At 58.2% G+C, this 12,632-nt stretch carries 10 protein-coding genes; 9 read left to right on the top strand and 1 reads right to left on the bottom strand.

What is annotated here, in order from left to right:
- The first annotated feature begins 30 nt into the window (after positions 1–30).
- The 9 genes from EE949_RS14370 (at position 31) to EE949_RS14330 (ending at position 11,760) form a co-directional block, all read left to right on the top strand.
- Entirely contained in the window at positions 31–921 is an 891-nt protein-coding gene (locus EE949_RS14370; RefSeq protein WP_122664886.1) for an NAD(+) kinase, read from the top strand.
- The gene (locus tag EE949_RS14365) at positions 921–1,889 is read left to right on the top strand and encodes a metallophosphoesterase (protein WP_122664885.1); all 969 of its coding nucleotides are present in this window, start codon (positions 921–923) and stop codon (positions 1,887–1,889) included. Before EE949_RS14370 ends, EE949_RS14365 begins: the two co-directional genes overlap by 1 nt.
- Entirely contained in the window at positions 1,889–2,761 is an 873-nt protein-coding gene (locus EE949_RS14360) for a rhomboid family intramembrane serine protease (protein ID WP_122664884.1), read from the top strand. Before EE949_RS14365 ends, EE949_RS14360 begins: the two co-directional genes overlap by 1 nt.
- Positions 2,762–2,798: 37 nt before the next feature.
- Positions 2,799–3,059 carry a YeaC family protein gene (locus tag EE949_RS14355; protein WP_027902009.1) on the top strand — a complete coding sequence of 87 codons (261 nt, stop codon included), beginning with the start codon at positions 2,799–2,801 and terminating at the stop codon, positions 3,057–3,059.
- Positions 3,056–3,886 (top strand): DUF2797 domain-containing protein, encoded by an 831-nt coding sequence (locus EE949_RS14350; RefSeq protein WP_205504999.1) that lies wholly within the window; start codon positions 3,056–3,058, stop codon positions 3,884–3,886. The genes EE949_RS14355 and EE949_RS14350 overlap by 4 nt, the downstream gene beginning before the upstream one ends.
- Positions 3,887–3,897: 11 nt before the next feature.
- Complete coding sequence (pepN, locus tag EE949_RS14345) at positions 3,898–6,564, top strand: aminopeptidase N (RefSeq protein ID WP_122664882.1); 2,667 nt, start codon at positions 3,898–3,900, stop codon at positions 6,562–6,564.
- 376 nt (positions 6,565–6,940) lie between these two features.
- Entirely contained in the window at positions 6,941–7,900 is a 960-nt protein-coding gene (locus EE949_RS14340) for an omptin family outer membrane protease (protein WP_162874460.1), read from the top strand.
- Between the two features lie 332 nt (positions 7,901–8,232).
- Positions 8,233–9,339: a WD40/YVTN/BNR-like repeat-containing protein gene (locus EE949_RS14335; RefSeq protein ID WP_430735946.1), complete on the top strand. Its 1,107-nt coding sequence runs from the start codon at positions 8,233–8,235 to the stop codon at positions 9,337–9,339.
- Positions 9,340–9,366: 27 nt separating this feature from the next.
- Complete coding sequence (locus EE949_RS14330; protein WP_122664880.1) at positions 9,367–11,760, top strand: efflux RND transporter permease subunit; 2,394 nt, start codon at positions 9,367–9,369, stop codon at positions 11,758–11,760.
- 96 nt (positions 11,761–11,856) lie between these two features.
- Here the strand turns inward: EE949_RS14330 and EE949_RS14325 are convergent, their stop codons facing one another.
- On the bottom strand, positions 11,857–12,579 hold the full coding sequence (locus EE949_RS14325; protein ID WP_122664879.1) for a FadR/GntR family transcriptional regulator: 723 nt from the start codon (positions 12,577–12,579) through the stop codon (positions 11,857–11,859).
- Between the last annotated feature and the right edge of the window lie 53 nt (positions 12,580–12,632).

The following is a 12,632-nucleotide window of genomic DNA, read 5'->3' as shown; positions in this document are numbered from 1 at the left end:
TTAAGCCGCATCGAACCCCGCAGGAGCCCCATGGAGCAGTTTCGTAATATCGGCATCATCGGCCGCCTGGGCAGTGTTCAGGTGCTCGATACCGTGCGCCGACTCAAGAGATTCCTGCTGGAACGGCACCTGCACGTCATTCTGGAAGACACCATCGCCGAGGTTTTGCCCGGCCATGGCCTGCAAACCTCATCGCGCAAGATGCTCGGTGAAGTCTGCGACATGGTCATCGTCGTCGGGGGTGATGGCAGTCTGTTGGGTGCCGCCCGTGCGCTGGCCAAACACAACGTGCCGGTGTTGGGTATCAACCGTGGCAGCCTGGGCTTCCTGACCGATATTCGCCCTGACGAACTGGAAGTCAAAGTCGCCGAAGTACTCGATGGCCATTATCTGGTCGAGAACCGCTTCCTGTTACAGGCCGAAGTCCGCCGTCACGGCGAAGCCATTGGTCAGGGCGACGCGCTCAACGATGTGGTGCTGCACCCCGGCAAGTCGACGCGGATGATCGAATTCGAGATCTACATCGACGGCCAGTTTGTGTGCAGCCAGAAGGCCGACGGCCTGATCGTCGCCACGCCTACCGGGTCAACTGCTTACGCACTGTCCGCTGGCGGGCCGATCATGCATCCCAAGCTGGATGCCATCGTGATTGTGCCGATGTACCCGCACACCTTGTCTGGCAGGCCCATCGTGGTTGATGGCAACAGCGAGCTGAAAATCGTGGTGTCCAAGGACATGACGATTTATCCGCAGGTCTCGTGCGACGGGCAGAACCACTTCACCTGCGCACCGGGCGACACCATCACGGTCAGCAAGAAATCGCAGAAACTGCGTCTGATTCACCCCCTTGATCACAACTACTATGAAGTCTGTCGCACCAAGCTTGGCTGGGGTAGCCGACTTGGTGGTGGAGGCGACTGATGCTCGATCCCGCGCGTAGCTACGATTTGATCGGTGACGTGCATGGTTGTGCCCACACGCTGGAGAAACTGCTCAGCGTGCTGGGTTATCGCTTTCAGGCGGGCGTCTGGCGCCACCCTGAACGCATCGCGTTATTTCTCGGTGACATCATTGACCGCGGCCCGTTGATTCGCGAATCGCTGCATATCGTGCGCGACATGGTCAAGGCGGGCCACGCGCTGTGCATCATGGGTAACCATGAATTCAACGCGTTGGGCTGGCACACCCCGGCCCCGCCGGAGAGTGGCAAGCAGTTCGTGCGCGAGCATTCGTTACGTCACAGCAAGCTCATGGGTGAAACCCTGGCGCAGTTCGAACAATATCCGGATGAGTGGAAGGAATTCGTCGACTGGTTCTACGAGCTGCCACTGTTCATGGATGCCGGACGTTTCCGGGTGGTGCATGCCTGCTGGGATGCCAGCCTGATCACTCCGCTGATTACCATGCACGGCGGCGGCTGCATCAATCAGCAGTTCGTTCAGGCTTCGGCGGTGCAGGGCAGCTTTGCCTGTGCGGTGTTTGACCGGTTACTGCGTGGCACCGACATGCGCCTGCCCCATGGCATCACGCTGACCGGCGGTGATGGCCTGACCCGCGAGTTTTTCCGCACCAAGTTCTGGGAAGACGATCCGCAAACCTACGGTGACGTGGTGTTCCAGCCCGACGCATTGCCTGAAGGCGTGGCCAAGACGCCCCTGTCCACCACTGAAAAGAATGCCTTGCTGCGCTACGGCGCCGATGAACCCATGTTGTTTGTCGGTCATTACTGGCGCAGCGGAATCCCCGCTCCGATCCGGCCGAATCTGGCCTGCCTGGATTACAGCGCCGTGCTCTACGGCAAACTGGTCGCCTATCGGCTTGACCAGGAAACCTGCATTGATCCGGACAAATTCGTCTGGGTTGATGTTGAACGTCCCGAGGCTGTTTGATGAGTCCTGTTGCTGTATTGCGTCTGCCGTTGACCACCGACCTGAGTGGCTTCGTCAGTTTGTTGAATCGCCTGCGCGTGCCGCACCGGGTCAGCGAAGAGGCGGGCGAGCAAGTACTGTGGGTACCGGACTCGCCGCAGCTGGCGGACGATATCCGTGCCCTTTATCAGCAATACCCGGAAGGCGACGAGCACTATCAGTTGCCAGCTGGCGAGCAGAGCACCAAAGCACCACGGCCCGGCTTTGTTAAGCAACTGCGCGACAGCCCGGTGACCACGCTGGTACTGCTGGCTTCTTTGATTGTGGGCGCGATTACCCTGTTGGGTGAAAACCTTGACGCGGTGCGCTGGCTGACATTTCTAGATTTTCGCGTGCATGGCGAGTACGCCACGTTCCTGCCCCCCGGCGACAGCCTGGCCGCCGGTCAATGGTGGAGAATCGTCACGCCGATGCTGATTCACTTCGGCATCCTGCATCTGGCCATGAACGCCATGTGGTACTGGGAGCTAGGCCGCCGTATCGAATGGCGTCAGGGCAGCCTGCATCTGCTCGGTCTAACCCTGCTGTTCAGTGCAGTTTCCAACACCATTCAATATCAGTTCGGCGGTGCCAGCCTGTTCGGTGGCTTGTCCGGCGTTCTGTATGGCCTGCTGGGTCATTGCTGGATCTTTCAATTGCTCGCGCCCAACCCCATCTATCGTTTACCGCGCGGTGTGCTGGTGATGATGCTGGCCTGGCTGGTGCTGTGTATTTCAGGGTTGGTCAGCATGCTGGGCTTTGGCGAAATCGCCAACGGCGCCCATGTCGGCGGGCTGATCACTGGTTGTGTAACAGGTCTGATTGGCGGGGCAATTGCCCGGGTCAGAGCCTGATTTTGAATGCTGGTTAATTAAGAGTCAGGAGTGCGCTATGTCCTCTTTTGCCGAAATGATTGAAAACATCACCCCGGATATCTACGAAAGCCTGAAGCTGGCAGTAGAAATCGGGAAGTGGTCCGATGGCCGCAAGCTGACTCAGGAACAGCGCGAGTTGTCCTTGCAGGCGTTGATCGCCTGGGAAGTGCAGAACCTGCCGGAAGACCAGCGCATCGGTTACATGGGCCCACAGGAATGTGCGTCCAAGTCCACCACTGTGCCGAATATCCTGTTCAAGTCGGATGCCATCCATTGATTGAGATTGGTCGCGGAGCCGTTAATAAAATGTCGGCGCGTCTGGACGCGTCGGCGGTGCAGTATGCGTTTCGTCTGGGTGACACGGAGATTCCGGTCAACCCGCTGATTGGCAAAACAGTCCGTCTGGAGTTCCTTGGCGCGATCCATTGCAGCCATTGTGGACGCAAGACCAAGTCCAGCTACAGCCAGGGTTACTGCTACCCGTGCATGCTCAAGCTGGCGCAGTGCGACATCTGCATCATGAGCCCGGAAAAATGCCACCACGAGCACGGCACGTGTCGTGATCCGGCGTGGGGCGAGCAATTCTGCATGACCGATCATGTCGTCTACCTGGCCAACTCGTCGGGCGTTAAAGTCGGTATTACCCGCGCCACGCAGCTGCCAACCCGCTGGCTGGATCAGGGCGCCAGTCAGGCGCTGCCGATCCTGCGCGTGGCCACTCGCCAACAGTCCGGGTTCGTTGAGGACCTGTTGCGTAGTCAGGTTGCCGACCGCACCAACTGGCGCGCGTTGCTCAAAGGCGACGCACAGCCGGTGGACCTGGCCGCCATTCGCCAGCAACTGTTCGACAGTTGCGCCGAAGGCCTGGCCGGGCTGCAAGAACGATTTGGCTTGCAGGCCATCCAAATGCTGCATGACGTCGAACCGATCGAGATCCGCTACCCCGTAGAGGCGTACCCGACCAAGATCGTCAGCTTCAATCTGGACAAGAACCCGATCGCTGAAGGCACATTGCTGGGGATCAAGGGCCAGTACCTGATCTTCGATACCGGCGTGATCAATATTCGTAAATACACGGCTTATCAGCTCGCCGTGCATCAGTAAGAGGACTCATCATGCGCACCGAACAACCGCAAATGATCTACCTGAAGGACTATCAGGCCCCTGAGTACCTCATCGACGAAACGCACCTGACGTTCGAGCTGTTCGATGACCACTCGCTGGTTCACGCGCAACTGGTCATGCGCCGCAACCCGGCGCGTGGCGCAGGCTTGCCGCCGCTGGTGCTGGACGGCCAGTTGCTGGAGCTGCTGTCCGTCAGGCTCGGTGATGCCGAATTGAGCGCCACTGATTACCAACTGACTCCGGACCATCTGACTTTGCACCCACAGGCCGAGTCCTTCACGGTCGACACCAGCGTGCGCATCCATCCGGAAACCAACACCGCACTGGAGGGGTTGTACAAATCCAGTGGCATGTTCTGCACCCAGTGTGAGGCCGAAGGTTTCCGCAAGATTACCTACTACCTCGACCGCCCGGACGTGATGAGCAAGTTCACCACGACGCTGAGCGCCGACAAGCACAACTTCCCGGTATTGCTCTCCAACGGCAACCCGATTGCCAGCGGCCCGGAAGATGACGGCCGGCACTGGGCGACCTGGGAAGACCCGTTCATGAAACCGGCGTACCTGTTTGCCCTGGTAGCCGGCGATCTGTGGTGCGTCGAAGACAAGTTCACCACCGTGAGCGAGCGGGAAGTGACCCTGCGTATCTATGTCGAGCCGGAAAACATCGACAAGTGCCAGCACGCCATGACCAGCCTGAAAAAATCCATGCGCTGGGACGAAGAAACCTACGGTCGTGAGTACGATCTGGATATCTTCATGATCGTCGCTGTGAACGACTTCAACATGGGCGCGATGGAGAACAAGGGTCTCAACATCTTCAACTCCAGCGCCGTGCTGGCCCGTGCCGAAACCGCCACCGACGCCGCACACCAGCGCGTCGAGGCCATCGTCGCCCACGAATACTTCCACAACTGGTCGGGCAACCGCGTGACCTGTCGTGACTGGTTCCAGCTGTCATTGAAAGAAGGCTTTACGGTTTACCGCGATGCAGGCTTTTCGTCAGACATGAACTCGGCCACGGTCAAGCGCATTCAGGACGTGGCGTACCTGCGTACCCACCAGTTCGCCGAAGATGCGGGCCCGATGGCTCACGCTGTGCGCCCGGACAGCTTTATCGAGATTTCCAACTTCTACACCCTGACCGTGTATGAAAAGGGTTCGGAAGTTGTTGGCATGCTTCACACGCTGCTCGGCGCACAGGGTTTCCGCAAAGGCAGTGATCTGTACTTTGAGCGTCATGACGGCCAGGCCGTGACCTGCGATGACTTCATCAAGGCCATGGAAGATGCCAATGGCGTCGACCTGACCCAGTTCAAACGTTGGTACAGCCAGGCCGGTACGCCGCGTCTGGCGGTCAGCGAGTCCTATGACAGCGCAGCTAAAACCTACAGCCTGACCTTCCGCCAGAGCTGCCCGACCACACCGGGTCAGCCAGGGGATGCGAAGAAGCCGTTCGTGATTCCGGTGGAGCTGGGCTTGCTGGACAAGCAGGGCGGCGAAATCCCGTTGCGCCTGCAAGGCGAAGACGCTGCCGCTGGCAACACGCGGGTGATTTCCGTCACCGAAGCCGAGCAGACCTTCACCTTCGTTGATATTGCTGAACAGCCGCTGCCCTCGTTGCTGCGTGGTTTCTCGGCTCCGGTGAAACTCAGCTTCCCGTACAACCGCGACCAACTGATGTTCCTCATGCAGCATGACAGCGACGGCTTCAACCGCTGGGATGCGGGCCAGCAACTGTCGGTGCAGGTGCTGCAGGAGTTGATCGGTCAGCACCAGAAAGGCCAGCCGCTGGTCCTCGATCAGCGTTTGATCACGGCGTTGGGCACGGTTCTGGCGGATACCTCGCTGGATCAGGCCATGATTGCCGAAATGCTATCGTTGCCGGGCGAAGCCTATCTGACCGAAATCAGTGAAGTGGCCGACGTGGATGCTATCCACGCTGCCCGTGAGTTTGTGCGCAAGCAGCTTGCCGACAGCCTGTTCGACGGGTTGTGGGCGCGCTACACGGCCAACCGCAAGGTGTCGAAAGCCACTGAGTACGTCGCTGAAGCCGAGCATTTCGCCCGTCGCGCTCTGCAGAACATTGCCCTGTCGTACCTGATGCTCAGTCAGAAACCGGAAGTGCTGGCCGCGACCATCGAGCAGTTCGATACCGCCGACAACATGACCGAGCGCCTGACGGCCCTTGCCGTACTGGTCAACTCGCCGTTTACCGCCGAGAAGGACAAGGCGCTGGCGGTGTTTGCCGAGAACTTCAAAGACAACCCGCTGGTTATGGATCAGTGGTTCAGCGTTCAGGCAGGCAGCCCGTTGCCTGGCGGTCTTGGGCGGGTCAAGACGCTGATGCAGCACCCGGCATTCAACATCAAGAACCCGAACAAGGTACGCGCCTTGATCGGTGCTTTTGCTGGCCAGAACCTGATCAACTTCCACGCTGCGGACGGCTCCGGCTACCGTTTCCTGGCTGATCTGGTGATCCAGCTCAACGGCTTCAATCCGCAGATCGCCTCGCGTCAATTGGCCCCCCTGACTCGCTGGCGCAAATACGACAGCAAACGTCAGGCGCTGATGAAGGACGAACTGGTGCGCATCCGTGATTCGGGTGAGCTGTCCAGTGACGTGTTCGAAGTGGTGAGCAAAAGCCTCGCCGAATAGCGAAGACTGTTGACCCAAGGGCCTTCCGCGCAAGCGGCAGGCCCTTTTTTTATGGTGCTAATCCGGTCCCACTGGATCGCGGTGACCTGAAGGTGAGTACAAATCCTGTGGGAGCGAATTCATTCGCGAAGGGGGTGATGCATCCACAGCCTCGTTGTCGTCACGAATACCGCCTTCCCGGATGAATCCGGTCCCACTGGATGCGCGTGAACTCAAGCTTGCTGCGTAGGGGCTTTCCAGCGTTCTGTGTGGACGTTTCACACGATCAGACAAGGATTCGGCTGGCAGAAGCGTCCTGCAACATCGCCCATCCTTTCGACCCGCGTTGCGTTGACCCTGGGGTTGCGCGCGCGTCATCTCAGAAAGGGTAGGGATTGTGTTGATAAACGTACGGGAAACGTTGGTATTGCTGGGGCTGGTCGCTTTTGGGCATGAGGCCCTGGCGGATGCAAAGGTCTTCAACGAGCAGAAAACAAAGTTGGGCAGCATAGAGCTGAATCTGGGAGTAGGGCTGCTCAACGGTCGGTCTCTGGAAAAGGTCTACGATGATGGCGAAAAAGTCAGCCAGTTGAACTGGGATATCAAGCAAGTGCCCACCCTGCACCTGGGGCTGACCTACAATCCGCTGGACTGGCTCTCCCTTGAAGCACGCGGCTGGACGCGTATGGCGGCAGGTAACAGCCATATGAAAGATTACGATTGGTCAGCAGGCGAGGACGCCGACTGGACCGATTACTCGAACCACCCCGATACGCGTCTGAAGAATGCCTGGCAGGCCGAGTTTGCCGCGACGGGCTGGGCGCTGAAGCGTGGGAACGTTGCCCTGGGCGTTATGGCAGGGTATCAGCGCACCCGATTTGACTGGCAGGCCCGGGGTGGCAGCTATGTCTATTCTTCAGACAACGGTGATCGTGATGTGACCGGAGACTTTCCTTCCGGGCTCAAGGTCATCACTTACCAGCAAACCTATGACACCCCTTACCTCGGGCTTGTCGGGCTCTACAATCTGCAGCGCTGGAGCCTTGAAGGTCGTTTCAAGTACAGCCAGTGGGTCAAAGCCAGAGACTTCGATTCGCACCACCTGCGAAATCTGACATTTAGCGGCAACAACGGAGACAGGGGACGGATGCAGAGCCTTGCTCTGGCGCTTTCGTATCAGATGACCCCGCAGTTTTCCGTCAAGGCTGGCCTTGATCATCAGGTCTATAGCGAGGCCAAGGGCAGTGCGTTGATCAAGCATGCCCCGAGCGGTGACAGCCTGCGCACCGGCGATAAGTCCAATTCACAATCCAACAGAACAACCGTTTCCAGCCTCGCCCTGGCCTATCAGTTCTGAACCTGGCAGGCCGGACCGTCAAACCCGGCCTACACTGGCAATGAGTTATCCCCTGTAGGAGCTGCCGAAGGCTGCGAGCGATTTATCTGAATCAGCGCTTTCGCAGCCTTCGGCAGCTCCTACAGGGGGAGAGGGTTCTAAGCCTGCATCACCCCAACTGATAATCCACCAATCACACAAGAGGCCTCGACCAAAGATAGCCATATGTCGATTGTCATGCGTTTCCAAAGCTGGATAGGATAGGTCGGCTTCCAGAAGTCCAAGGCTAGAGCGCTTCGCCAAGGCTTTCTGATAAAAGTCGCCTAATAAAAATAATGGAAAGGGGACGCTTCATGAGTGAGCCTGCAAATCGGCGCACACAGTCCGGTGGGGAATCGGCAGTCGGACAGCCATTGGCATTACGAATGGGCAAGCCCTTGGCGACAGCCTGGTCGCTGTTCGCAATCATGGCTTTATCAAGTCTGGCCATGCCATCAATGGCGGCCACCGAAAGTACCACCCAAAGCCCTGACTCGACTCAGAGCACTCTGTATTCCATCGAATCTGCCAAGGCCTCGCGCAGCCTTCTACTCGATGTAGCCCATGCCGGTGCCCGACTGGTGGTGGTCGGCGAGCGTGGACACATTCTGTATTCCGACGATCAGGGCAAAACCTGGGTTCAAGCCAAAGTGCCAACTCGTCAACTCCTGACCTCTGTGTATTTCGTTGATGACAAGCACGGCTGGGCTGTGGGGCATGACGCGCAGGTCCTGGCCAGCAGCGATGGCGGCACCACATGGGTCAAGCAATTCGAAGACCTGACGCGCGAGGCACCGTTGCTGGATGTCTGGTTCAAGGACACCTCAACCGGTTTTGCAGTCGGCGCTTACGGCATGTTGCTGACGACGGTGGACGGTGGTCAGCACTGGGAAGACGTCAGCGACCGCCTCGACAACGAAGATCAATATCACCTCAACGGCATTACGCATGTTGCAGATAGCGGTCTGTTTGTCGTCGGCGAATCGGGGGCGATGTTCCGCTCCGGAGACGATGGCGAGTCCTGGGAAAAGCTTGAAGGGCCGTATCAGGGATCGTTGTTTGGCGCGATTGGCACCGGTCAGCCCGGCACGCTGCTGGTATATGGGCTGCGTGGCAATCTCTACCGCTCCGCTGACTTTGGCGACACCTGGGAGCCCATCGAGCTGAAGGCTGCGCGCGGGCCGCTGGAGTTTGGACTGTCCAATGCGACGCAGCTGGAAGATGGCTCACTGGTGCTGGTGGGCAACGGTGGCAGCGTGATGCGCAGCACCGACGACGGCCTGACATTCAAGGTTTACAACCGTCCTGACCGGGTTTCGTTATCCGGGGTGACGGCTGATGCACAGGGCAATCTGATTCTGGTTGGACAAGGAGGCGTACGCGTCACCTCGCCGACGGGCGCCGAGTCGAGCCAACAATAAGAATGATCAGGGCAGGGAAATTTCGGCATGAGTAATCTGCACGACACTCAGCAGCACAGCAGCGGCAAGGAAACCTTCCTTGAACGTTTGATTTTCAATAATCGTCCAGCAGTTATCGTTATCTGTCTGCTGGTCAGCATCTTTCTGTTCTGGCAGGCGACGCTGGTTCGGCCTTCGACCAGCTTCGAGAAAATGATCCCGCTGGATCATCCCTTCATCCAGAAAATGATGGAGCACCGCAACGATCTGGCCAATCTGGGTAACACCGTACGGATATCGGTCGAAGCGCTGGATGGCGACATATTCTCCAAGCAGTACATGGAAACCCTGCGGGAGATCAACGACGAAGTTTTCTACATCTCCGGGGTTGATCGTTCCGGCCTGAAATCTCTGTGGAGCCCCAGCGTACGCTGGACCGAAGTAACAGAAGAGGGCTTTGCCGGTGGTGAGGTCATCCCGCAAAGCTACGACGGTTCCGACGACAGTCTCGATCAGTTGCGTAACAACGTACTCAAGTCCGGGCAGGTCGGACGCCTGGTGGCCAACGATTTCAAGTCGAGCATTGTTGATGTGCCGCTGCTGGAGTCCTACCCGGACCCACAGGATCAGGGCAAGCTGATCAAGCTGGACTACCAGCAGTTTTCCCATCAACTGGAAGAGAAAATTCGCGACAAGTACGAAGCGCAGAACCCCAACATCAAGATCCATATAGTCGGATTTGCCAAAAAAGTCGGCGACTTGATCGACGGCCTGTTGATGGTGGTGCTGTTCTTCGGTGTGGCCTTCGTCATTACCCTCGTGTTGTTGATCTGGTTTACCCGTTGTATTCGCAGCACCATCGCCGTGTTGAGCACCACCCTGATTGCGGTGGTCTGGCAATTGGGGTTGATGCACGTGGTGGGCTTCGGGCTGGACCCGTATTCGATGCTGGTGCCGTTCCTGATCTTTGCGATCGGTATTTCCCACGGCGTGCAGAAAATCAACGGTATTGCCTTGCAGTCCAGTGATGCCGATAACGCCCTGACTGCAGCGCGGCGTACGTTTCGCCAGTTGTTTCTGCCAGGCATGATCGCGATTCTGGCGGATGCGGTGGGTTTCATCACCTTGCTGATCATCGACATCGGTGTGATTCGCGAACTGGCAATTGGCGCATCGATTGGTGTCGCGGTCATCGTCTTCACCAACCTCATCCTGCTTCCCGTAGCGATTTCCTACGCGGGGATCAGCAAGAGGGCAATCAACCGCAGCAAGAAGGACGCGGTGTCCGAACATCCGTTCTGGCGTCTGTTGTCCGGTTTTGCCAGCGCCAAAGTTGCACCGGTGTCGATCGTGCTGGCCTTGCTCGCCTTCGGTGGCGGCCTCTGGTACAGCCAGAACCTGAAGATCGGTGACCTCGATCAAGGCGCGCCGGAACTGCGCCCCGATTCACGCTACAACCAGGACAACAGTTTCATCATCAACCACTACTCCACCAGCTCTGATGTGTTGGTGGTAATGGTCAAGACGCCGCCGGAAGGCTGCTCGGCGTATCCGACCCTGGCTGCCATGAACGAGCTGACCTGGAAAATGGAGAATACGCCGGGCGTGCAGTCGGCGATTTCTCTGGTAACGGTCTCCAAGCAGGTCATCAAGGGCATGAACGAGGGCAACCTCAAGTGGGAAGCCCTGTCGCGCAACAAAGACGTGCTCAACAGCTCCATCGCCCGGGCGGATGGCTTGTACAACAACGACTGTTCGTTGGCACCACTGCTGGTGTTCCTCAATGATCACAAGGCTGAAACCCTGGATCGCGCGGTGCATGCGGTGCAGGAGTTTGCGGCCGAAAACAATCGTGAAGGCCTGGAATTCCTGCTGGCAGCCGGTAACGCCGGGATCGAAGCAGCGACCAACGAGGTGATCAAACGCTCCGAGTTGACCATCCTGATTCTGGTCTACATCTGTGTGGCGGCGATGTGCATGATCACCTTCCGCTCCTGGGCCGCTACGCTGTGCATTGTGCTGCCGCTGGTGCTGACCTCGGTGCTGGGCAACGCATTGATGGCGTTCATGGGCATCGGCGTCAAGGTCGCGACCTTGCCGGTGGTGGCGCTGGGGGTGGGGATCGGTGTCGATTACGGCATCTACATCTACAGCCGTCTGGAAAGCTTCCTGCGTGCAGGCCTACCGTTGCAGGAGGCGTATTACGAAACTCTGAAGTCCACCGGCAAAGCCGTTCTGTTTACCGGCCTATGTCTGGCGATAGGCGTATGCACCTGGATCTTCTCGGCAATCAAGTTCCAGGCTGACATGGGCCTGATGCTGACCTTCATGCTGCTCTGGAATATGTTCGGCGCGTTGTGGCTGTTGCCAGCGCTGGCGCGGTTCCTGATCAAGCCGGAGAAAATGGCCGGCAAAGTGGGGAATTCGCTGTTTTCACATTGAGATCAATGCATCCACTGTAGGAGCTGCCGAAGGCTGCGAAGGCGATGTAACAGACATACCGCTTCGCAGCCTTCGGCAGCTCCTACAGGTGCAGTGTTACAACCCCAACTCCCGGCCCAGCACCACGCTCAATGCATTGCGCGCGTCATCAAGCTGCACCAGCGTTGCATGCCGCGCACCCAAAGCGTCGCGGTTTTCGATGGCGGTGAGGATTGCCTTGTGGCGCGGCAACGCCAGTTCATGCAGGTTGGGGCGTTGGTTTGAATGCTTGAGCGCTTCACGCAAGGCCAGCGAGAGCATGTTGCACAGGTGCGCGAGCAGATCGTTGTGCGTAGCGTCGGCAATACGGCTGTGGAAATCCAGGTCGGGCTGCAACAGTGCTTCAGGATTTGGCGCAGCCTCCATGCGTTGATACGCCTCGCCAATCGACGCGATCTCTTCATCGGTGGCGTGTTGCGCGGCGAGGGCGGCAACAGCGGGTTCGATGACCGCCCGGACGCTGGTCAACAAATTGAAGAATTCATTTTGGGGCGTGCACTGCATGACCCAGTGCAACACATCCGGGTCGAGCAAATGCCATTCACGACGCGCTTTGACCACGGTGCCGACCCGCGGGCGCGAGTACACCAGACCTTTGGCCACCAGCACCCGGGTTGCTTCGCGCAACACCGGTCGACTGACAGCGTATTCCTCACAGAGCAAGGCTTCGGCAGGCAATTTCTCATCCGGTTTGAAACGTCCGGAAACGATCTGCATGCCCAACTCCTGGACAATGCGGGCGTGCATGCTTTTGCGGTCGGAAGGCTTTCGGTAATCCATGGGGACGCAAGTCGATCCTGAGCGATGAGTGCGGGGCATCATAGCATCGGCTT

Source organism: Pseudomonas viridiflava (genome assembly GCF_900602065.1).
In the GTDB taxonomy this organism is placed as follows: Bacteria; Pseudomonadota; Gammaproteobacteria; order Pseudomonadales; family Pseudomonadaceae; genus Aquipseudomonas.
This window is presented reverse-complemented; position numbering and strand designations above follow the sequence as displayed.